The following is a 20,827-nucleotide window of genomic DNA, read 5'->3' as shown; positions in this document are numbered from 1 at the left end:
TCCTCTTTAAAATACCTCAAACAAATGTTTAAAAAACATCTCTTTATCAACCTTCATGGCCACCTTATGGCGCCCGCCGGCATTTTTCTTCCAGTACGTAAATCCGGAGAGCAAAGGACTGTCTGTCTCTATGGACAAGTCTCCCTGCTCAAACACGCACACATCATCGTGAAACAGCGAAACGGCTGCCAATGGGTCGTGGAATGTCACCCTCTCTTCGTCCTTAAACCACTCCCTGGCTATATCCAATACAGGTTCCAGAAGGGGGTGGCGGAACAGCCCTTCCGCCTCCTCAGGTTTCATTATCAGCTGACTGGTTACATTTAAACCGCATGTAATATGTTCCCGGACATCCGCCCCATAGACAATTTTTGTCGCATGGGGGTCAATCAGCGCATTATTTTCAATTACGCCCTTGCTTCCCAAAACAATGACATCGCTTTTTTCCATTGCGCTCATTGTTTCTCCTGTATTGTCGTATCTGGTATACGTAGGCGAGCCGCACATAAGCACAATACGCTTAAGCAGCAGTGCAGCTTCAGGGTCCATTGCAAAAAGCAATCCCACATTGGTGAGGGGTGCAATGCATACCAGCGTAATCTCCCCTGGATTTCTCCGTATTACATCCTGCATGAATGCAACCGCCCGGTTGGCCGGAAACTCTTTTTGATGCTCCCATCTGCTGAGTACCTTTTTCTGAGGCGCATACAGCTCAATCTGGGGAACAAAAACAGGCGTTTCACATCCCGGATAAATGGGTATATCCGCCCTCCCTGCTATGCGGCACAATACGCTTGCCAGCCTTGCCCGCTCCGCCGCTTCTCCGGTAACCGTGGTGATTCCCATGATTTCCGCATCCGGATTGGCCAGAAGATATGCCAGAGTAATGGCATCATCCACCTCCGTGCCGATATCCGTGTCCAGTAATATCTTTTCTCTTCCCATATGTATTCTCCTTATGCTTCCCGAACCCGCATGTATCAAATCATGAACCGCTTATTGGCTATATACAGTTCCCGGAATATCCTGTACTGTTTTTCATAAATATCCACATGTTCCGGAATTGGCGCATATACCTTTTCACGGAAACTGACAAACCTGCGGGCCGCCTCCTCCACACTGCCGAATATCCCGCATCCCGTGCCTGCCAGAATACATGCGCCCAGGCAGGCCTGCTCGTCCACCTCGCATACTTTTACTTTTTTGTTGAATACATCCGCCTGAATCTGCAGCCACACATCGCTGTGGGAGCCTCCGCCCGAGGCAATGACTGTTTCGCACTGAATTCCCAGTTCCTCAAAAATAGTCAGCGAATCCCTGAGACTAAAGGTTACTCCCTCCATGACGGCCCGGGTCAGATAGCGTCTGTCCTGGCATAAGCTCAGCCCAAAGAACATTCCTTTTGCGCTGGGATTCATATGCGGAGTCCTTTCCCCGGACAGGTACGGGAGGAATATCAGGCCCTTGCAGCCTGGTTCTATCTCCCGGGCCATATAGCTCATGCGGTTGAAGTCCTCTATATCCAGGATTTTATTCTTCAGCCAGTTTAAGGACATACCGCTGCACAGGGTGGCCCCGTATATGGTATATGCCTTATCCAGAGCATGGCAAAAGGTATGGGTCCTCAGCTCCCTGTCATACTTTGGTTCCTTTATATAGGCTGAAATCTGACCGCCGGTACCTATGTTGGAAATGACCTCCCCTTCCCTGAACACGCCATTGCCAATGCTCTGCGCCATCTGGTCCCCGCTGCCGTATACAACCGGAATGCCTTCCTTAAGCCCGCATTCCTCATGGCAATGCCCGGTGACTGTCCCGGCCACCTCCATGGACTCCCCGCAGGCCGGAAATATCTCCCTGGGAAGTCCGAATTTCTCAATGATGCCAAAGGCCCAGTTTCTGTTAGCTGTATCAAACAAAGCAGTGGCCGAAGCATCCGTCACATCCGAAGCAAGCCTGCCGGTCATCCTGAAACGGATATAATCCTTTGGCATCAGCACTGCCCCGGCTTTTAAAAGCACATCCGGCTCATGCTCCTTCAGCCACATAAGGGAGGGGAACGCAAAACCGGTAAATGCCCTGTTCCTGAATACCTCTCCCATCTCCCTGAAGCCCAGCACATGATTAATGGACTCCAGCTCTTTCCTGGAACGCTGGTCCAGCCAGAGGATGGCAGGGCGGAGGGGCTGCCCGTTACGGTCCACCACAACGATTCCATGCATCTGGCCTGAAAAACCCACTGCCTGAATCTCATTGAATTCCTGTCTGTTTTTATCCCTCAGACGTCCCAGGACCCGCTTTGTCTCCAGCCACCATGTCTCCGGATTCTGCTCCGCATATCCCTCCAATGGTATGGATACCTCATAAGGGCTGCTCTCCACTGATATTACACCCCTGCCGCTGTCCAGGAGCATTGCCTTTATACTTGATGTCCCCAAATCAATTCCCAGAATAACTGACATACTTCATCCTTTCCGGTGAAACATTAATCTTTCATCTTCTTGATATAGTCAATAAATACAGCTATGAGGACCACCACACCTTTTACCACATACTGCCAGGAGGAATCGATTCCCAGGATATTCATACCGTTGTTCAATACTCCGATTACAATACAGCCGATAATGGTCCCGCTAAGGCGGCCAACGCCTCCGCTCATGCTGGTGCCTCCCAATACAACGGCTGATATGGCATCCATCTCCGAGCCTTCTCCCACATTGAACTGTGCGGAAAAAGTACGGGCGGAACTCAGGATTCCCGCACAGGACGCAAAGATTCCCATAATCACAAATACCATCATGGTTACTCTTCTGGAATTAATGCCTGAATAGGAGGCTGCCTGCCGGTTATCCCCTACTGCATAGATATTCCTTCCGAATTTTGTCCGGTTGAGTATAAGACCTGAAATGACAATTACTACCAGCATATACACAAACTGGATAGGCACCCCTCCCAGAATTTTACCACTTCCAATAAAAGTAAACAATGGGTCATCCACTAATATTGTGGTTGCCTTGGTATATATACGGGCAAACCCCCTTCCTATGTTCATCATGGCCAGGGTCACAATAAAGGGAGGAATGGTGGTTCTGGATATAACAAATCCGTTAAACACGCCCACCAGGGTCCCTGCGCAGATGGAAACAGGGATGGCTATGATGGATGGAATGCCCACATTGGTAATCAGTCCGCAGCAAAGGCACCCGGATACTGCTATGACCGACCCAACCGAAAGGTCGATTCCGCCCAGTATAATTACCATGGTCATTCCGCATGCCAGAATCACATTGATGGATATCTGCCGCATGATATTGGAAAGGTTCCTCACCGTACAAAATGAGTCCGTCATAACACTGAGCAACAGACAAATGATGAAAAGGCCAATAATAATTCCGCCGTTATATTTAACTGTTGAAACCACATTCCTGCCAAAGCCAGGCAAAATGCTGTCATTTTTCTTTGCTTCCATTTTATCCTCCTGTTTCGAACTTAAGCGCCTATTTCTGTGGTAGCCAGAGTCATAATCCGCTCCTGAGTCAGTTCATCCCTGTTTAGTATGCCTGTACTGTATCCGTTGCACATGACCAGTACCCTGTCGCTCATATTGATAATCTCCGGGAGCTCCGAGGATACCATGATAATTGACATTCCGCCGGCAGCCAGCTGGTCGATAAGTGCATATATCTCAGATTTTGTCTTTACGTCAACACCTCTGGTAGGTTCATCCAGTATAAGCACGGACTTGGTGGAGCACAGCCATCTTCCGATTAAAACCTTTTGCTGGTTACCGCCGCTGAGCTTACCCACTACCTGTTCCGGCCCAGTGACCCGAATGTGCATGTCATTTATTTTGCCTTCAACGATGTCGTCTTCCGCCTGCCTGTTCCAGATAAAATGCTTGAGGAATCTGGGAATAACGTTGATGGTGGTGTTAAACCTGACACCGGACTGCAGGAATAACCCCTGTTCCTTCCTGCTCTCCGGAACCAGTCCGAATCCATTGGCCATGGCCTCCCTGGGATTCCTGAAATCCACTTCCCTGCCTTTAAACCGGACGGTCCCCCGGACCTTTCTTCTGATTCCGAAGAGGCATTCCACTGTCTCGCTTCTTCCCGCCCCCACCAGGCCGGACACTCCCAGGATTTCGCCCTTGTGCAGGTCAAAGCTTACCTTTTTCACCCGTTTGCCGTCAGACAAATCCTTTACCTCCAGGACCACCTCATCCTCTGCATTGTCATTCTTCGTATAATAGCTGGCCAAATCCCGTCCCACCATCATGGCGATAAGCTCAGACCTCTCCGTATCCTTCATCCTGACTGTTCCCACATGTTCCCCGTCCCGGAGCACCGTGGTCCTGTCAGCAATGTCATAGAGTTCATTCAGCCTGTGGGATATGTATATGATAGATACCTTTTGTTCCTTTAATATGCCAATCATACCGTAGAGAATATCCACCTCTGCGTCTGACAGCGAGGAAGTGGGCTCATCCATCACGATTATCCTTGAACCGAAGGACACGGCCCGTATGATTTCCACCATCTGCTGCTGGGCAATGGTCAGACGGTCCAGCCTTGTATCAGCCTTTAACTTTATGCCGTACTGGTCCAGGAATCTCTGAGTCTCAGTTTCCTGCCTGGCCAGGTCCACAAACCCTCCGGCTTTTTTCTGTTCCCTGCCCATGAATATATTTTCCGCTATGGTCATATGTCTGGCCAGCATCAGCTCCTGGTGGATGATACTGATGCCATTATCACGGGCATCTGCCACGCTGTGTATCTGGACTTCCCTGCCATTTATGAAAATACTGCCGGCATCCTTGGTGTAAATTCCGCCAAGAATTTTCATGAGAGTTGACTTTCCGGCACCGTTCTCTCCCAGAAGAGCATGGACCTCCCCTTCCTCTACCGTCAGGTCCACGTCCAGCAGCACCTTGTTGCCGGAAAAACTCTTTGCTATGTGTTTCATTTCCAAAACCGCGCTCACCATTGGCACCCCGCTCTCTTCGTACTATAAAATAAAGGGAGGCCGGCCCGAAGCGCTCCTCAGAACGCTCCGGGCCGATGCTGTACTGTCACGTTCCTGCCAATACAGCATCTAATGCCTCCTCCTGCTTACTGCCAGTCCGTCTTGTTATACTGCTCAATATTCTCAGGTGTTACAGCAAAGGATGGAATCTTAATCTCAGACTCATAAGATTCGCCATTTAAAATCTGATACGCAACCTCTGCACTCTTTTGTCCTATGCCGATTGGGCTCTGGGCAGCAGTACACTTCCAAATGCCGTCCACGCCGTCTTTTGTCATGGCTGCCTTTGCCTCAGGTCCTGCATTGACACTATAAATCTCAATCTTGTCGCCTGCTGTTGTGATGGCAGAATAGGCGCCCTGGGCACACTCGTCATTAATACAGAACACGGCCGTCAGGTCACTGTGGGCCTGCAGTAAATCCTGCATCACGGTCAGGCCTTTCTCAGGCTTTGCCCCTGCATCCATCTGGGCCACTACCTCGAATAAACCGTCGGCTGTCACTGTGTCCACAAATCCCTTGGCCCTGTCCGCTGCTGCTGCCGATGCAGGGAAATCCAATACAGCCACTTTTCCGCCTTCAGGATGATTCTTAACCAATTCCTCGCCTGCAATCTGACCGCAGGAATAGCTGTCGCTTACCACAAAGCAGTTCACCTTGGAAAGGTCGCTGACAGCTGAGTCGAAGTTTACAATGGGAATACCCGCATCATTAAGGGCCTTCACTGCTGCTGCCGATGCCGCTGCATCTGACGGGTTGTAGAACACCAGGTCGCATCCCTGCGAAATAAAATCTTCGATTACGCCCAGCTGGTAAGCACTGTCGGCTTTTCCTTCCACATGGACAACCTCGTCCCCGTTGGCCTTGACCACTTCCTCAACACCGCCGTAACAGGCATCAAAGAAAGAACCGGCGCTCATCTCCGTAAAGCCAAATTTATATTGCTTTTTCTCTGCCTTTTCTGCTGTTTTTTCCGTTTCGGCCGCCCCTGCGTCCTCACTGGTTTTTTCTGCTGTGCTTTCTGCTGCCGGAGCTTCTGCGGCGGCAGCCGTGGTATCCTTGGCTGCAGAACCTCCGCATGCTGTCAGGCTGGCTGCCATCATGGCTGCAAGAACAACTGCTAATGTTTTCTTCATGACTTTTCCTCCTCCAAGATAATCATTTTTTGAATATATTCATTAATTGGATTAATTAATAAGTTGACTTTATATTACAACAAATTGAATGTTTTGTCAATAAGTTTTTAAAAATGCAGTATTTCATTTTCATTATTTGATATTTTGCACAAAAACAAGGCTGTGGTTTGTGCACTTTGACAAACCACAGCCTTGTAAATATGACTTTCTTTTGTATTGCCTTCTTATACCTGTCTCAATCGTTCTTTTCTCTGCTCTCAAAATAGGTTAAGGGATGATTGAAAATATCATTTATCGCCACAATGGCCGCCCCATGAGCCATGGAATCATTGCTCACCACACTCATGGTTATATCCATGTTGGCATAAATCTCCGGCAGCACCCTCTCCTTTACCCTGCTTTTAACCCTTTCCAGCATAACCGACGGAAGGATATGGGACATCTCATCTCCTATTACAATGACCGATGGATTGAAACTGTTGATAATATTTACGATTCCAACGGAAAGTTTATCACAGGCATCCAGGAAAATCTCCATAACCTCCTGGCTGCCGTCCTTTAAGAGCTGGGACACCTGTCGGAAATTATATTCCGTCTCAGGCTTTAGTACGCGGTTAACCTCCTTGGTAAAGGCAATGGAAGAGCAGTAATTCTCCAGACACCCGTAGTTGCCGCATGCGCATCTGGGACCATTGTAGCAGACCGAGGTGTGCCCCACCTCCCCTGCAACGCCGATGCAGCCCTTGAGCAGTTCACCGTTGTTGATGATACCGGCGCCCACGCCCTGGCCGACTGCAATATATACCACAACTCCGTTTTTATAGTCCTCATCATTATGCCAGTACTGGGCCAGGGCGCCTGCATTTGCATCCTGCTCCAGAAATACCGGTATTCTGAAAATGTCCCGAAGCTTTTCCTGAATCGGAATCTCATTCCATCCAAGGACGCCTGTCATCAGTTCAATACGCCCTCTTTTCTCACTGTAAGGGCCTGGTATGGCCATGCCTATGGCTATGATTTTCCTTGGTTCAGACGACCTGATGAGCTTTCCGGCTGCATCGATTATGGCCTCAAAGGTTATCCTTGGAGGCTGGTTCACATCCAGCTCCACCCGCTTCTTATCCAGCAGATTCCCGGACAGGTTGAAAATTCCTACCGTATAATTTTTTCTGGCCAGCCTTATGGCCAAAACCCCAAAATCATCGTTATTAATGGAAATGCCTATGGACCTGCGTCCCTTATTCCCAACTAAAAAGCCGACCTCCTTCACCAGTCCCCAGTCAATAAAATCGCTGACAATGTTAGTCACTGTTGCCTGTTTTAACTGGGACAGATTGGCCAGATGGGCTCTTGCACAAATTCCTTCCTTCCTGAGAAGGTTAAGGAGCAGCGTCCGGTTCATGTCCTGTATATTCTCCTGATTAAAACCCCTTATGCTTCTGTTCATACACTCTCCCTATTCATTAATTGATTTTAATGAATTAATCCAATTAATATATTCATCATACGTTGCAATGAACGGATTGTCAAGACAAAAATAAGGAAGAGGGGGGATTTATGTCCCTCCTCTTCCTGCTGTTGCAGCCGTTGCTGCTGCAGATGATTTTTAAACAGCCCGCTTCTTCCTCATCCGGATTCCAATCAGTTCCTTCACATCCTCCAGCACATCCCTGTCCCTTACCTCAATCATCAGCCACCTTCCCCCATTAAACGGAGTGGTATCATGATACAACTGACGGACATACGCAGTACAGCCATTCAGCGCCAGCTCCGCCTCCGGGGCTTCCTTTGCCCCAATGGAAACCATGCAGATAAAATACCCTTCTTCCGGATACAATGTACAAACCGCCCTGGACCCCTTCTTATACTTTACATTCCATCCGCCCTGCATGGAACATCTGCTGTATTCAATCCTGGGGGAGAGATGAAAGGTTTCCTCCAGCCAGTCCAAAAGCTGCTGCCAGCAGGGATTGGCTATATACTCTCCGATTTGCTCCATATCCGGCTGCCTGTGAGCCGGGTACACCTCCATCCACGTCATTGCCGTACCTCCTTTTCATCACGCCCGCGCCTCTGCCTGCCCGGTGCGGTATACCGCTGTATCACACAACTGTCATTCCAGGATTATACCATCTATAACATGACATCTGCATGTCATGTTTTCCGGCATCCGGCAGATACGCCTATGACTCTGTCAGGGTCCGGCAGGCATCTGACCCCAGGCGCCTGACTCCATCTTCCGATATCACCATATCCATTATCTGGTCGTGGGGCTCCACCGGTATATCGTGGCGCATGACCCGTTCCCTGCATATGACAGCCTTCGCGGCCCGGGTCCTGTCCAGATAGCGGTCATAGTAACCGCCGCCGTACCCCAGACGCCTGCCGTCATGGCTGCATGACATGCACGGCACAATAGCCAGGCTGATTTCCTCCGGCTGTATGACCGGGGCATGGACCCCCGGTTCCAGGATGCCGTACTTTCCCGGCTCCAAATCCTGAAGGCTTCTGATTTCCCCCACCTCCATGACGCCTCTGGCAATGCACCGTGGAACACCCACCCGTTTCCCCAGTCTTAAAGCCTCCTCCAATATGGGGGCTGTATCTATCTCCCCGCTGGTTCCCACAAAGCAGAACAGGGTTCCCGCCTGCTCAAATTCCGGCAGACCGGTCACATACCGGAATATCCTGGTGTCCGCCTCCCTTGTATAACCCTCATCCAGTGCTGCAACCGCCTCTTTTATTTCATGACGCAGTGCTTTCTTCTGGTCCTCCGGTGTTTTAAACGCTTCTGAAGCCATGGATGTTTCCCCTCCCTGTCGTTATTTTCCTCATTGCCATTATATCCCTCAATGCCATTATATCCTTCATTGTCATTATTTCCCCCATTATACACTTCCCCGGATGTTAAGACAACCACCATGAAAGCCGCTGCCCGGAAAACAGCCTGAAAAACGTCCCGGGAAACAACCGTCCTCCCTGCCTTGTGTTTTTTCCTATTACCGGATACAATGGTATCAAACCGACATACCAATCACAGGAGGCTGCACATGAACATCAATCTTTCAACCCTGGTCACAGGCAGGGAGGTTTCACTTGAAGACATGCTGGACGCCAGGGAACACCGGCAGGATATCCAGAGAATGCTTCTGTCCCAATATCACCTGCCTGTAATCTCCTTTACCCTGAACATAGTAGGACCCGTCAAGGTTTTTCCCCTGGCTCTGCGGACCTTTCATGAGGGCATCCGTCTCATAGAAACCCAGTGCCATGCATGGAAAATCCCCATCCTTGCAACCCATACCGTCACATCCCATACAGGGCATGAGTATTTCTGGGTGGTAGACGGGGATGTACGGTTTGTGAAAGAAATCCTCTGTTTGTTAGAAGACTCTGTTGCTTTTGGCAGGCTGTTTGACATTGATGTGATTCGGACAGACGGTATGAAAATATCCAGGACAGACCTGGGTTTTTCCGGCCGGAAATGTCTTATCTGCAACCAGGATGCATTTGTGTGCAGCCGTGCCAGAACCCACTCCGTAAAGGAGCTTCTGGAACAGGAATGCAGGATTATGAGCAGCTATTTTGCTGAACAGCATGCCAAGAGGCTGTCCTCCCTGTCCATGCAGGCTCTTTTATATGAAGTCAGTGTCACTCCCAAGCCAGGGCTGGTGGACCGGAACAATACGGGAGCCCATAAGGATATGGACATCTTTACCTTTGAGGCCAGCGCTGTTTCTCTGAATCACTACTTTGAAAAATTTGCCCTGTGCGGCATTGAAAACGGACACGAACCATTTTCCCGCATCTTTTCCAGACTCCGTTCCCTGGGAATCCAGGCCGAGGAAACCATGTTCCGGGCCACCAACCAGGTAAACACACATAAGGGACTTATATTTTCCCTGGCCATCATGAACGGCTCCCTGGGATACATGTATGCCAACCATATTCCATACTCCCCGGATGCCCTTCTGGAGATAAACCAGAAGCTGGTGGCGGACGTGCTTGAGGATTTTAATCATGTGACTGCTGAAAACGCCCGTACAAACGGAGAACGGCTATACGCCCTGTACGGTATGAAAGGCGCAAGGGGCGAGGCCCTGTCCGGTTACCATACCGTACTTAAGGTAGCGCTTCCCGTACTGAAGCACCATGTGGGCAGGGGACTCTCCCTCAACGATGCTGGAGCCATGACCCTGTTGTACATCATGGCCTATTCTGAGGACACCAATATTGTCAACCGTTCCTCCTATGAGGCCATGAAGGAAATACAGGCCGCCCTTCGCGGCAAGCTAAACGACCCGGCATTTGCAGACGCAGACCCGATTCCTTATATCGAATCACTGGATGCGGAATTTATAAAATCCAACATAAGCCCCGGAGGCAGCGCCGACCTGCTGGCCCTTACCTTCTTCATTTACCTGTTTGAACACACAGGACTTTCTTCTATTTTATAGACCACATATCCCGCGTCCTTAACAGCCTGTTTAAGCTCATTGTTTTCATATTCCTGCTTCATCCGCACCAGGGCCTCGCCTTTTTCCAGGTCCGCCTGGGCCCATACTCCCTCCAGGCTGTTGAGGGCATTTTCCACATGGCTGGCGCAATTGCCGCAGGACATACCGTCCACCTTGAGAATCCGGGTATAAGGATAGTGGGATTTATCCTTATCCTTTACCTTGATTTTTTTCACCGATGGCTGGGAAGAAGAGCCGCAGCACCCGGAGGTAAGTTTTTTGGTGTAGCTCTTGATTCCGATGATTGCAATGACAATCAGGACTGTACATATAATGGCTGTTGACATAATTTCATCTCCCTTTTACTCATCTGCATTATTACCATTGTACCCATTTATCTGTTTATATGATAAGATTAGCATCCACTAACCAAAATGTCAATTCCTTCCTTATTTAATATTCTACCAATGCTTCTGAAGTCCTTCACCCCCGAAAACAAAAATGCCCTGAAAGCCTGCCTTTTATTATAAGGCTGCTTTCAGGACATCCAATTTTACTCTTCGGGCTCTGCACCCGCATATTCCTTATCTGTTTTTCCTAACACATAACTGTTTTCTGACTATTTTTCTTTCATCAGGGCCTTTACAAGGGCAGCCCCTGCAAACAGCATGATGAATATAAAGGGGAATGCCGCTGCAAGGGAAATAGTCTGAAGGGGTTTCAAACCTCCTGCAATCAGAAGGCCTACAGCCAGAAGAGACTGCACCACGCCCCACAGCACCTTTCTTCCATTCTTCGGATTCAGGTCACCCTTGGATGAGAACATGGCAAGCACAAAGGTACCGGAGTTTGCCGAGGTAATGAAAAATGTACATAACAGCACTAGAGATACCACGCACAGAATCATTCCCAGAGGGTACTTGCCCATAACAATGAACAGTCCTGTCTCTGGCTTGCTTGCGATATCCGCAATCTGTGCAACGGAAAGTGTGCCGTCCATACCCAGATGCAGTCCCAGGCTTCCCATAATGGCAAACCAGAGAATGGAACCCAGGGCCGGTGCCAGCACCACGCCTGCGATGAATTCCCGAATGGTCCTGCCCTTGGAGATACGTGCAATGAAGGAACCCACAAATGGAGCCCATGCAATCCACCATGCCCAGTAGAACACTCTCCATGCTCCCACCCAGGTATTGTCGCCGTAATTGTTAATCATAAGGCTGTCTCCAAAGAAGTTCTGCAGATACTGTCCCAGCCCGTTTGTCAGGTTGTTAAGAATCTCAAGCTTTGGCCCTACCAGGAATGTAACAATAATCAGGCCAATGGCTATATATAAGTTAGCGTCGGAAATAATCTTGATGCCGCGGCTGATGCCGTCAACAGCAGACCATATATAGATAACGCTTATTACCGCTATGATAATGATTTGAATCACCAGGGTCGTAGGAATGCCGAACAGGTAATTAAGGCCTGCATTAATCTGCATAACGCCCAGTCCAAGGGAGGTAACAACGCCTGCTACCGTGGCGAACACTGCCAGTACGTCGATGGTCTTTCCGACCCATCCGTTGATTCCCTTTTCACCGATAAGGGGTTCAAAAATGGAGCTGATAAGTCCTGGTTTTCCCTTGCGGAACTGGAAATAGGCAAGACCCAGTCCGATGATACAATAGTTAGCCCACGGATGCAGCCCCCAGTGCATGTAGCTGGACCGTATGGCAAAATTTGCGGCTGCTTCCGTACCAGCCTCTATTCCCGGAATGGGATTTGAAAAATGTGCCAGCGGTTCAGAGATTCCCCAGAATACCAGTCCCACACCCATACCGGCGCCAAACAACATGGCAAACCAGGATATGGTGGAATATTCAGGCTTGGAATCATCTGGTCCAAGTTTAATCTTTCCCCATTTGCTGAACGCAATGGCAATGGAGAAAATAACAAATGCGGTCATGGCCATGAGATAAAGCCAGCCAAAGTTATTGGTCAGAAATGAATATGCAGCATTTGATACAACTGTAAAATTGGCATTAAAGGCAACCGCCCATATTGCCATGATAATGGTTATCGCTAATGAAACCACGAATACCTGATTTTTGTCTTTCATATAGGCCCTCTCCTTCTCCTAAAAGCATGCGGACAGCCGGCAAAATGATTCTGGACAGCCAGACAAAAGCTTCAAGCAAACAAATTGCCGCCTGACAGGCCCCCCTGTCAGGCGGCACACAAAGCCACTCATCACTCATGGCATACAGAACCCTATTTCGTACCGGCCTGTATCCTAGATTCCTACTTTGAAAATGGTCTGCTTTTTAATATCCGTAGCCAGCGCATCCAGTGCTGCTTCCACTCTGGAGCGGCGGAGCAGATGCTGTTCCTCCTTGGAGGTTGACGGATTTCCAAGAGGATATGGAATGGATATGGTTGGAACCATACGGTTTACGCCAACCGTCTGGGCAACCGGAAGAAGGTTACACATAAGTACAACAGGGAATCCTGCGCGCTCAAATTCTTTTACCATCGTTGACCCGCAACGAGTACAGGTCCCTCAGGTGGAGACCATGATAACGGCATCCACATGGTCCTCCTTTAGAAGCGGTATGATTTCCTTAGCCATTCTTCTGGCTTCTCCCTGTGTGGTTCCGGTTCCTACGGTTGAATAGAAATAGTCGTGGAGAGAACCATATTTGCCTTCATTCAGGAATTCTTTCATAACATCCACAGGCATGATGACATTGGGGTCTGCATTGGCAGCAGCCGGGTCAAAGCCGGCGTGGATTGTCTTAAACTCGCCGCTCTCTAAGCGGTCCATCTTGGAGATGTCATATCTGCCCCAGCGTGTTGCGGACGCGGACTGAATCCTGTCCGGATTGTCCACAGGAACAATACCGCCGGTATTGGCCAGCGCAATCCTGGCATGTTTTAAATCCTTAAGAGCCGGTGCAATGGGAACCAAATCCTTCTTGGGAATAATCAGCTCAGACTGGTACGGCTGTCCGGATGCCTTGGCAATCAGCATATCCACTGCACGGTCAGCAGCAGTCACGCCGTCCCCGCGCCATACCTGATGGCGGATGCCTCTTGCATAATATCCATCTGCATCCGGTCCTTCCGGTGCCTGGCCCTTTAACAGCTTATCCGCCAGCTTTACCATAGCGCCTGCATCCTTCTTCATGCTGGCTGCAGAATGGCTTCCTATCATGACATACATTTCTTTCTTAAACATCTCAACACCAGGGTTCTCTGCGTGCATGGATGTGATAACCGGTACGCCGAACTTGGCGGCAACCGCCTTTCCAATCTCGCCGCAGGCAACGCCGTAACGGCCGGCCTGGAAGGCTGGTCCGGCCAGGAAAAGGTCAAACTCCCTGCCCTCTAATGCAGTCAGAATCCTTTCAATGGCTTCATCCCTGTGTGTGCTCATAAAGTTGTCACCGCAGATGATGGTTGTGGTGACCTGGGCGTCAAGCTCTGTCAGCATCTGATTGATAGCTGCTGTAGGTCCCATGACGCCGTCTCTGATTTCCGGTTCAAAATCAGCCTTGTCTTCGCCGCCAATGCCTGCGAAGAACTGGTTGATATAACAGATAACGTTCTTCATAACGAAACTCCTTTCACTGATTTTCCTTAAAATTCCCTGACAGTCTTGGTGGACCAGCCGATAATCTGGTCTCCGCAGAACATGGCGTTATTTTCCATGATGATGGAGCCATCCGGTCTCACTGACGGTCCTAAAATCTCATCCCCGGCCCAGCCGCCTGACAGGCCGTCCCTGGCAAGGGCTTCCAGCTCGCCGATTACCTCAGGCATTGGCGGAAGTTCAATCAATTCAGAAACATTACCGGTAGATACAATGGCATCTTCCTTCTCATCCATGGAAACCAGCGGGTCGGACTTGCCGTCACGGCCTGTACACTCGTTTGTAAGACCTACGGTCTTAACGCCGGCATCTTCCAGCGCAACGATGCAGCCTGTAAAGTCAGCATCCGGATTGCCGTAGCCTTCCTCTGTCACCAGGGCTGCGTCTGCTCCCAGGGATTTTGCAATCTGTGCCACAAATAATGCGGAACGCTCCTTCTGCTCCAGGGCAACATTCAGGTTTGACATGATAACGCCCAGGAAATTAAGGGTTTTGCCGTGTTCCTTGTACAGTCTCTTGATGACAGGACAGTTCTGGAAATCATAGGTAGCCCACTTGGAAGAGCATGGCATAAAGCTTCCGGATATCATGGCTCCGTCCAATACCTCATTGGGATTCATAAAGGTGGGAAGCATGTGGTTGCAGTCCCATCCATAGCAGAGGTCGTTGTAGCCCATCTCCTCCATCTGGGACTGCGGCTGCATCACGTATACAACGGATGGAAGCTTCTCAGTCTCAGGCGCCCTCTTAATGACCGGCTCCAGCTCGTAGCTTTCAACCTCTTCCGGCTCCATATCCTTTACGCAGGAACCAATGTATTCAGCAAGTTTGTGAACAGCTTCCCTGATGGCCCTGTTCTTCTTCTGCTGCTCCCGTTTCTCAAAATCCTCATCTGTATCCGCAACCAGCACCAGATTCTTAAGTTGGGAGAAATATGTATATTTAGCGCCTTCCCCTCCCATGTCAATGAGCCCGTCCTGGAAACCTCCCCAGTGTCTGCCCACAGCCAAAAGGCTCATATCCTTCAGACAGTGTGTCCTTCCATTTCCAGCCTGTGACAGCGGTCCTGTATAACCTGGGAACAATGCGTCCCCGTTTACCTTTACCCTGCACTCCACTGCCTCTTTAACAGGTACCAGCCTCACCATATCGCCAGGCTTTACAATTCTTAAATCTGCCTCCGTAATGTGCGGGTCTTTCTTGACAAAGGCAAGGCAATCCTCTTTGTCTACCGTAAGGACACCATTCTCATACTTGGTCTTGTCACCAAAAACGATATCCTTTACATAAAAATTACCGAGTTCCAGTTTCATAAATGAACTGCTCCTTTCTTATAGAAATTTTCTATAGTTCCGGCTATTAACAGTTAATATTTTAACATTAACTGCCCGGTTTGCAAGCCTTTTTGTGCATTTTGACGATTTTCAGAACATTGTTGGATAATACCATGGTAACTTTATGCATCATGTAAGAGTCTCAATTGTCTGAATCCATTCCTGTTTAATCTCAAAACATACCCCTAATTCGTCCGCCGGGGAGTTGGGCTCCAGCTCAAACACCCGGTCCCAGCTGGCTATGATTCTCTTTTTCAGCATGGGATAATAGTTGCCCAACGCCTCTGTCACAAGGGCCATTTCATTCTCAATCCCATACCGCTTCAGCTCCTCGTTAAAGGCGCGCTCGTCCTCCAGATTTAACGGCACATACATATAATTGACCCGGAACCCCCAGGCATACTCGGAGATGACGTGGACCTTGTCCTCCGGTATCCTGAGCGTGAAGCACACGGTGTCCTCCGTGTTCCTCAATCTGTATTCGTCATGCATGGACAGCCATATGGGAAATGAGCAGCCCTCCGGAACATCAATCCTCTCCCTGCACCGTTCAGCAAACCACCGGTAAAGTTTCAGGTAGTACTCTGAAATAGAGTCATTCTTCATCCTGATATAATCCTCCTTCACCCGGTAGGACCCTGTTTTCTCCAATTCCTCCAGGACCTTTCCGGACTGCCTGGTGTAAACCGTGTAAAATCCGTTCTCTGTTTTTTTGCTCATATCAATCCCTCCTGTTTGGCATTTTATATTTACTATTTTCCCATGAAGCTTCTGAGTGCGTCTGAAAATTACATTCTTCTGAGTGCATCTGAAAATCACGTTCCAACATCCGGGCAGAAATAAATTTTGAACACGCTCCGGCTCCATAAAAAATGAGCCGCGGAAATCACTTCTGACGGCCGCGGCAATTCATTTTATTTCTGGTGGTTTTCTATCTGGCATTTGCCATATAATCATGGCCCAGGGTGTCGCTGGCATATATGCCTACAATAACTTCCACATCGCGCTTAAACTCCTGGACCTTATCCTCAATCGCTTCCGGCTCCAGGCCATAATCCAGGATGTCCTTCAGGTACCCCTTATACAAAAGGCAGACCATACGGTTCATCTTCACGGCATTCTCCTCCGTAATCACGCCTGCCTGCGCGCAGCGCTCCGCCATGACCATATCACGCTCAAACAGGTCCGTGGATTGAAGCATAACCTGAAGATAGGGGCTGACTATGTTGATTCGCTCCGGAAACATGTCATAATACTCACGGATGGCCGTGGTCAGGTTCCGGCTGGCGGAACTGAAAAAAATGATATCAAAGGCCTGGGGATAGCGGAAGGCAATGCGGCAGTAGCATTCCCATATGCCAATGTGCATGTCCCAGATATCATGCCACTCCTTTTCGTGGATGTTCAGCTCCTCCAGGTACTCGTCCAGATACCCCAGGTTGGCATAATAAAGCAGCTCCTCCACATTCTCAAAATACCGGTACATGCTGGTGGTACTGCACTGGAATTCCTTGGCCATCCTTCGTATGGAAATGGCCTCGGTCCCCTCATCCCGGATGATTTCCAAAGCCCTTTCTATGTAAACTTTTCGGTTTAAGTCCTTAAAATATTTTCTCCTCACTCGTTCATTTTCCACTAAAACCATCCCTTTCTTCTGAAGCTGAATGAGAATTTATCCCCACCACATCCTCCTGCCTGAGCTGCCACACAGCAGCTCCCAGATTGATTTGTTCCGTATTGTCTATATCAAATATGCGGTCCCAGCTCTTCCTGATTTCCGACTTCAGGTACGGATAAAAGGCCGACTGAAAAACTTCCCAGTATGTAGACACTCCCATCCGGTTCATTTTCTGTTCAAACCTGGCTTCGTCCTCCTGACTCTTACCCACATAGGAAAGATTCAGTACCTTCTGCCACTTTTCACGGTCAAACAGAACAACCCGCTCCCTGGGAACGGACAGCTCCAGCAGATAACTGTCCTGGGACAAATATACCCAGTTCGGGTCAAAAAAAAGCCAGACAGGAGACTCCGCTCCATCAGGCGGTTCCACCATGAGCCTGGCCCTCTGTTTAAAAAAGCCGTACGCCTCCTTAAACACCCAGGCGCTCTCCTCATACTTTTTGTCAATAAACTCCATTTTAACCTGTGAAAATCCATTCTCCCTGATACAATCAAGGACTGCATCTGTCTGGGCTGTCCACAAATGCAGCATGGAACCCGGGCTGAATCCGTCTTCCATACCATCCCTCAGCATATTATCCCTCCATAGGCATATTCATGACTTAAAGTTATACTTTCAGTGTACATTGTTTTATAATATTTGTCAAAAAGAAAACGAAAGCCCTTCCAATCTTTGTCCAATGTTCTATCATATGACCTGGTTTCATACAGTGTAACAGGAGGTGCATATGAATACTTCACTAACAACTGCCGGGATTCTGTCCGTAGCCCTGATGGGGACGCTTCTCCATTTCACCTACCGCTGGTCCGGCTGCAATTCCCTTATCGGCCTCATTTCCCCTGTCAATGAATCTGTTTGGGAGCATATGAAACTGCTGTTTTTCCCCATGCTCCTGTTTGGACTATGGAGCCTGAAGGGTGTGACCGACCCCTGCCGCACATCTGCATTTCATGCCGGACTGCTCATGGGAACCCTCCTGATACCAGTCCTGTTTTACTCCTATACAAAATTGCTGGGGCGTAACTTCCTTGTGTTGGATATAGCCTTATTTTACAGTTCCGTGATTGCTGCATTTCTCATATACCGCAGGCTGTCGGGAAACTGCCTTTTGGGAAAATACAGTCACGTAACATCCATGGCCGTGTTCCTTCTGCTGCTTTGTTTTCTGCTGTTTACCTATTTTCCTCCTGGTTTTTCTATTTTTCAGAGTCCGGAAAAATGATGGCAGGAACAGTCGGATTGACGTGTGATATACTGCGCAGATAAGTAAATTTCCATAAAGTAATGCCCGTCCCGCCATGCTGTATCATCTCTAAGTACAGTATGGCGGGCGGGCATTGTTCTTCTGATATGAACCCTTTAAACGGTTTAAACTGCTGCAGTTTTCTTACCGGACCGGCTCGTAATCCATAGCAGATTCCTGGTCAGTAGACTCCAGTTTGAATATAACAGGCCGCAGTCCATCATTGCAGCTGCATATGGCGACTCCCGGTTTTCTAATCCAATCACCATAATAGAACAGCTCACTTCCAGCGCCATGGGCCAGGGCAAACACATATTGGTAAATGGCCTTCCATGCCTCATCACAAAGCCCTTCAGGCTTTGCATAGTCCGCATAAAATACCTGTCCTGCTTTCATCATGGGACAGGCTGTCAGGCCCTCTGCCCCGTATTCCAGGGCCAGTTCTTTGTCCAGGGTGGTTTTTAAAACAGTTATCTTTACTTTCTTCATTTTCTGAACCTCCTTTTGTCAATGGGTTATGTTTAAAAACTAATCATTTGGTTCCTTGATTCTGATTAAATCCACCTGGTTTCCGCCGGCCAGCTGTTCCGCCATGTTTTTCACACCTAAAATCTCTGTGTTGGTATGGCTTCCTACAAAGAGATTCATCCCGCAAAACCTGGCATATTGCTGTGAATACAGAGCATATTCCCCTGTGACATATGTATCACATCCCAGCTCCACCGCTGCCTTCATATCACCGGTCATGTTTCCCCCGCCCGCAGCAACAGCAATCAGCCGGATTGGCCTGTCATTGTTCCGATTGCAGCGCACACTTTCCTGCAATATCTCAGTAAGCGTTACTGCAAAAGAATCAAAATCCATGGGTATTATTTCACCCACAATTCCCCCATAATACAACTCCCTGTACGGCATTACTTTTTTACAATTTCTCATTCCCAAGGCTTTCGCCAGCGATGCACTTGTGCCAAAGTCTGCATCATCTAATGGTGCGTGAAAAAAGGCATGGGTGATACCGGATGTTTGAAGCATTTCGTTGCACTGCGCCTTAAGTCCATATATGAATTCCCATGAATCATGGTGTGTGAGAAGGAAATCCACCTCTTCTTCCTCCGCTTTTTCTATGATTTCATTTGTTAGATTGGTGGCATATCCGATGCGCCTTATATCTCTTTCTGTCTCATTATAAAAGCCCCATTCTTCCGGAAGAGAACGCAGTTTTTCGGGGTCAAACATATTTATCAACCGCTCTTTTAGGTGTCTATAATCCATTATTTTTTCCACTTCTCCCTCTGAGTTTAATCAACTTTTTTCGTATTTTTCTCTTGCCTCCCGCTTCCTTTATTGCCCTGATTTTATGTTTTTTAACATTAGTTCTGCATTTCCTGTGCGCCCGCATAAGCGATTAATCCGATTCATCACCTGGATTTTATCCCGCTCAATATCAGATTCCTTATACGGTTCTTTGTCTCTGTTTACAATCACCTCTTCTGTCCTTCCATCCGCGGAAAACCGAACCATATATATGCAAAACCATACAAAAGCCAACACTGCAAACAAAATTTCAGCAATCTATTTTATTAAAAATAACTGTCTGTTCTTTCATGGATATTTTACCGACTTCATAACCGTACTCTGTTAATTCTTTTTTGAATTTCAAAAAAGAGTGGTCAATTTCTATACCTGCAATTTCAGCAATTTCATCAAACGTCAGCTTGAATGACTGGCTTCCGTTTTCCTGCACATATTTCCACAAATTATTGTATTTACTCATTTTACTCCCGCCTTTTCAGTTTTGCCGCATGCCGGTCCAGTTCCTCTGCGGACTACGAATCTGATTCCATGGAATTCCCTTATAATGAAAAGCTGCTTTCAATTAGCGATTACCTTTTAAATGATATTATTCTTTCCACACCGTTTCTCTGCAACACCAATACAGGGGGTAGGGCGGCTCAGGCTCAATCCTGCTGACGATACCTTTCTTCTCCAAGGCATATTCCATTTCCGCCAGTTCCATCAGACCTCCCTGAGTGGTTATTGGCTGTTCTGCGCATTCATCCTCTTTCCATCGTCCGCAGTCAACCGCACGGCCCGCATCCAGCATTTTCTGTATGACTGCTTTATATACTTCATCATCCTCTATAATTAGTACCTTGCGGTCCTCTCCGGCCTCCTGAGGACGGGTTGTAATGACGTAGCTGTACCGGCTGACACGCTCCGCATAGTATATGCTTTCTTCCTGCCATAAGTACTGATATTCTTTAAGATTCATACGGTCCTCCCGGGGTATAGTCTGTTACCCTGCATATATAG

General features: G+C 48.5%; 21 protein-coding genes. 2 read left to right on the top strand and 19 right to left on the bottom strand.

Annotation, left to right across the window (positions count from 1 at the left end):
• Positions 1 to 6 precede the first annotated feature (6 nt).
• The 8 genes from I2H39_RS20455 to I2H39_RS20420 form a co-directional block, all read right to left on the bottom strand.
• On the bottom strand, positions 7 to 945 hold the full coding sequence (locus tag I2H39_RS20455) for a nucleoside hydrolase (RefSeq protein WP_138306446.1): 939 nt from the start codon (positions 943 to 945) through the stop codon (positions 7 to 9).
• Between the two features lie 35 nt (positions 946 to 980).
• Entirely contained in the window at positions 981 to 2,462 is a 1,482-nt protein-coding gene (gene xylB, locus I2H39_RS20450; protein ID WP_195627401.1) for a xylulokinase, read from the bottom strand.
• Between the two features lie 23 nt (positions 2,463 to 2,485).
• A complete protein-coding gene (locus I2H39_RS20445; protein ID WP_138306444.1) occupies positions 2,486 to 3,469 on the bottom strand; it encodes an ABC transporter permease in 984 nt (327 codons plus the stop codon).
• 20 nt (positions 3,470 to 3,489) lie between these two features.
• On the bottom strand, positions 3,490 to 4,965 hold the full coding sequence (locus I2H39_RS20440) for a sugar ABC transporter ATP-binding protein (RefSeq protein ID WP_330641094.1): 1,476 nt from the start codon (positions 4,963 to 4,965) through the stop codon (positions 3,490 to 3,492).
• Positions 4,966 to 5,111: 146 nt separating this feature from the next.
• A complete protein-coding gene (locus I2H39_RS20435) occupies positions 5,112 to 6,161 on the bottom strand; it encodes a substrate-binding domain-containing protein (RefSeq protein WP_138306443.1) in 1,050 nt (349 codons plus the stop codon).
• A gap of 235 nt (positions 6,162 to 6,396) precedes the next feature.
• Entirely contained in the window at positions 6,397 to 7,608 is a 1,212-nt protein-coding gene (locus I2H39_RS20430) for an ROK family protein (protein ID WP_195627400.1), read from the bottom strand.
• A 159-nt stretch (positions 7,609 to 7,767) separates the two neighbouring features.
• Positions 7,768 to 8,202, bottom strand: coding sequence for a DUF3788 domain-containing protein (locus I2H39_RS20425; RefSeq protein WP_138306441.1), 435 nt, complete (start codon positions 8,200 to 8,202; stop codon positions 7,768 to 7,770).
• 142 nt (positions 8,203 to 8,344) lie between these two features.
• Entirely contained in the window at positions 8,345 to 8,962 is a 618-nt protein-coding gene (locus I2H39_RS20420; RefSeq protein ID WP_138306440.1) for a 5-formyltetrahydrofolate cyclo-ligase, read from the bottom strand.
• Positions 8,963 to 9,211: 249 nt separating this feature from the next.
• On the opposite strand from I2H39_RS20420, the gene citG reads away from it, so the two are divergent.
• Positions 9,212 to 10,618: a triphosphoribosyl-dephospho-CoA synthase CitG gene (citG, locus tag I2H39_RS20415; protein ID WP_195627399.1), complete on the top strand. Its 1,407-nt coding sequence runs from the start codon at positions 9,212 to 9,214 to the stop codon at positions 10,616 to 10,618.
• On the opposite strand, the gene I2H39_RS20410 is transcribed toward citG, so the two are convergent.
• The 7 genes from I2H39_RS20410 to I2H39_RS20380 all read right to left on the bottom strand — a co-directional run bounded on the left by I2H39_RS20410 (position 10,579) and on the right by I2H39_RS20380 (position 17,844).
• The gene (locus I2H39_RS20410) at positions 10,579 to 10,965 is read right to left on the bottom strand and encodes a heavy-metal-associated domain-containing protein (RefSeq protein WP_138306438.1); all 387 of its coding nucleotides are present in this window, start codon (positions 10,963 to 10,965) and stop codon (positions 10,579 to 10,581) included. The two genes, citG and I2H39_RS20410, sit on opposite strands and share 40 nt — an antisense overlap.
• Positions 10,966 to 11,237: 272 nt before the next feature.
• The gene (locus I2H39_RS20405) at positions 11,238 to 12,722 is read right to left on the bottom strand and encodes a BCCT family transporter (RefSeq protein WP_195627398.1); all 1,485 of its coding nucleotides are present in this window, start codon (positions 12,720 to 12,722) and stop codon (positions 11,238 to 11,240) included.
• A 174-nt stretch (positions 12,723 to 12,896) separates the two neighbouring features.
• Positions 12,897 to 14,216, bottom strand: coding sequence for a glycine/betaine/sarcosine/D-proline family reductase selenoprotein B (locus I2H39_RS20400; RefSeq protein WP_195627397.1), 1,320 nt, complete (start codon positions 14,214 to 14,216; stop codon positions 12,897 to 12,899).
• A 26-nt stretch (positions 14,217 to 14,242) separates the two neighbouring features.
• Positions 14,243 to 15,568 (bottom strand): glycine/sarcosine/betaine reductase component B subunit, encoded by a 1,326-nt coding sequence (locus I2H39_RS20395; protein ID WP_138306435.1) that lies wholly within the window; start codon positions 15,566 to 15,568, stop codon positions 14,243 to 14,245.
• A gap of 150 nt (positions 15,569 to 15,718) precedes the next feature.
• The gene (locus tag I2H39_RS20390; protein ID WP_195627396.1) at positions 15,719 to 16,309 is read right to left on the bottom strand and encodes a DUF3841 domain-containing protein; all 591 of its coding nucleotides are present in this window, start codon (positions 16,307 to 16,309) and stop codon (positions 15,719 to 15,721) included.
• 211 nt (positions 16,310 to 16,520) lie between these two features.
• Entirely contained in the window at positions 16,521 to 17,225 is a 705-nt protein-coding gene (locus I2H39_RS20385) for a TetR/AcrR family transcriptional regulator (protein ID WP_347708597.1), read from the bottom strand.
• On the bottom strand, positions 17,215 to 17,844 hold the full coding sequence (locus I2H39_RS20380) for a DUF3841 domain-containing protein (protein ID WP_138306432.1): 630 nt from the start codon (positions 17,842 to 17,844) through the stop codon (positions 17,215 to 17,217). Before I2H39_RS20380 ends, I2H39_RS20385 begins: the two co-directional genes overlap by 11 nt.
• Before the next feature lie 154 nt (positions 17,845 to 17,998).
• Here I2H39_RS20380 and I2H39_RS20375 point away from each other — a divergent pair, with 154 nt between their 5' ends.
• Entirely contained in the window at positions 17,999 to 18,493 is a 495-nt protein-coding gene (locus I2H39_RS20375) for a DUF6512 family protein (protein WP_138306431.1), read from the top strand.
• 165 nt (positions 18,494 to 18,658) lie between these two features.
• Here the strand turns inward: I2H39_RS20375 and I2H39_RS20370 are convergent, their stop codons facing one another.
• The 4 genes from I2H39_RS20370 to I2H39_RS20355 all read right to left on the bottom strand — a co-directional run bounded on the left by I2H39_RS20370 (position 18,659) and on the right by I2H39_RS20355 (position 20,786).
• Complete coding sequence (locus tag I2H39_RS20370) at positions 18,659 to 19,003, bottom strand: TIGR04076 family protein (protein ID WP_138306430.1); 345 nt, start codon at positions 19,001 to 19,003, stop codon at positions 18,659 to 18,661.
• Between the two features lie 39 nt (positions 19,004 to 19,042).
• A complete protein-coding gene (locus I2H39_RS20365; RefSeq protein WP_227147004.1) occupies positions 19,043 to 19,750 on the bottom strand; it encodes a Nif3-like dinuclear metal center hexameric protein in 708 nt (235 codons plus the stop codon).
• A 328-nt stretch (positions 19,751 to 20,078) separates the two neighbouring features.
• Complete coding sequence (locus I2H39_RS20360) at positions 20,079 to 20,288, bottom strand: hypothetical protein (RefSeq protein WP_138306428.1); 210 nt, start codon at positions 20,286 to 20,288, stop codon at positions 20,079 to 20,081.
• Between the two features lie 126 nt (positions 20,289 to 20,414).
• Positions 20,415 to 20,786, bottom strand: a complete 372-nt coding sequence (locus I2H39_RS20355; protein ID WP_195627394.1) for a hypothetical protein — start codon at positions 20,784 to 20,786, stop codon at positions 20,415 to 20,417.
• Positions 20,787 to 20,827 lie beyond the last annotated feature (41 nt).

Source organism: Clostridium sp. 1001283B150225_161107_B6, from assembly GCF_015556325.1.
GTDB lineage: Bacteria > Bacillota > Clostridia > Lachnospirales > Lachnospiraceae > Enterocloster.
Note: the sequence above shows the minus strand (reverse complement) of the source record. Positions and strands in the feature narration are given on the sequence as shown.

Excerpts from the sequence above, each read along its gene's own strand:
- I2H39_RS20375 (WP_138306431.1), top strand. The coding sequence starts at position 17,999 with ATGAATACTTCACTAACAACTGCCGGGATTCTGTCCGTAGCCCTGATG.
- I2H39_RS20355 (WP_195627394.1), bottom strand. The coding sequence starts at position 20,786 with ATGAATCTTAAAGAATATCAGTACTTATGGCAGGAAGAAAGCATATAC.
- I2H39_RS20370 (WP_138306430.1), bottom strand. The coding sequence starts at position 19,003 with ATGAAGAAAGTAAAGATAACTGTTTTAAAAACCACCCTGGACAAAGAA.
- I2H39_RS20410 (WP_138306438.1), bottom strand. The coding sequence starts at position 10,965 with ATGTCAACAGCCATTATATGTACAGTCCTGATTGTCATTGCAATCATC.
- I2H39_RS20360 (WP_138306428.1), bottom strand. The coding sequence starts at position 20,288 with ATGAGTAAATACAATAATTTGTGGAAATATGTGCAGGAAAACGGAAGC.
- I2H39_RS20395 (WP_138306435.1), bottom strand. The coding sequence starts at position 15,568 with ATGAAACTGGAACTCGGTAATTTTTATGTAAAGGATATCGTTTTTGGT.
- I2H39_RS20425 (WP_138306441.1), bottom strand. The coding sequence starts at position 8,202 with ATGACGTGGATGGAGGTGTACCCGGCTCACAGGCAGCCGGATATGGAG.
- I2H39_RS20440 (WP_330641094.1), bottom strand. The coding sequence starts at position 4,965 with ATGAAACACATAGCAAAGAGTTTTTCCGGCAACAAGGTGCTGCTGGAC.
- I2H39_RS20455 (WP_138306446.1), bottom strand. The coding sequence starts at position 945 with ATGGGAAGAGAAAAGATATTACTGGACACGGATATCGGCACGGAGGTG.
- I2H39_RS20390 (WP_195627396.1), bottom strand. The coding sequence starts at position 16,309 with ATGAGCAAAAAAACAGAGAACGGATTTTACACGGTTTACACCAGGCAG.
- I2H39_RS20445 (WP_138306444.1), bottom strand. The coding sequence starts at position 3,469 with ATGGAAGCAAAGAAAAATGACAGCATTTTGCCTGGCTTTGGCAGGAAT.
- I2H39_RS20405 (WP_195627398.1), bottom strand. The coding sequence starts at position 12,722 with ATGAAAGACAAAAATCAGGTATTCGTGGTTTCATTAGCGATAACCATT.
- I2H39_RS20380 (WP_138306432.1), bottom strand. The coding sequence starts at position 17,844 with ATGCTGAGGGATGGTATGGAAGACGGATTCAGCCCGGGTTCCATGCTG.
- I2H39_RS20365 (WP_227147004.1), bottom strand. The coding sequence starts at position 19,750 with ATGTTTGACCCCGAAAAACTGCGTTCTCTTCCGGAAGAATGGGGCTTT.
- I2H39_RS20435 (WP_138306443.1), bottom strand. The coding sequence starts at position 6,161 with ATGAAGAAAACATTAGCAGTTGTTCTTGCAGCCATGATGGCAGCCAGC.
- I2H39_RS20430 (WP_195627400.1), bottom strand. The coding sequence starts at position 7,608 with ATGAACAGAAGCATAAGGGGTTTTAATCAGGAGAATATACAGGACATG.
- I2H39_RS20420 (WP_138306440.1), bottom strand. The coding sequence starts at position 8,962 with ATGGCTTCAGAAGCGTTTAAAACACCGGAGGACCAGAAGAAAGCACTG.
- xylB (WP_195627401.1), bottom strand. The coding sequence starts at position 2,462 with ATGTCAGTTATTCTGGGAATTGATTTGGGGACATCAAGTATAAAGGCA.
- citG (WP_195627399.1), top strand. The coding sequence starts at position 9,212 with ATGAACATCAATCTTTCAACCCTGGTCACAGGCAGGGAGGTTTCACTT.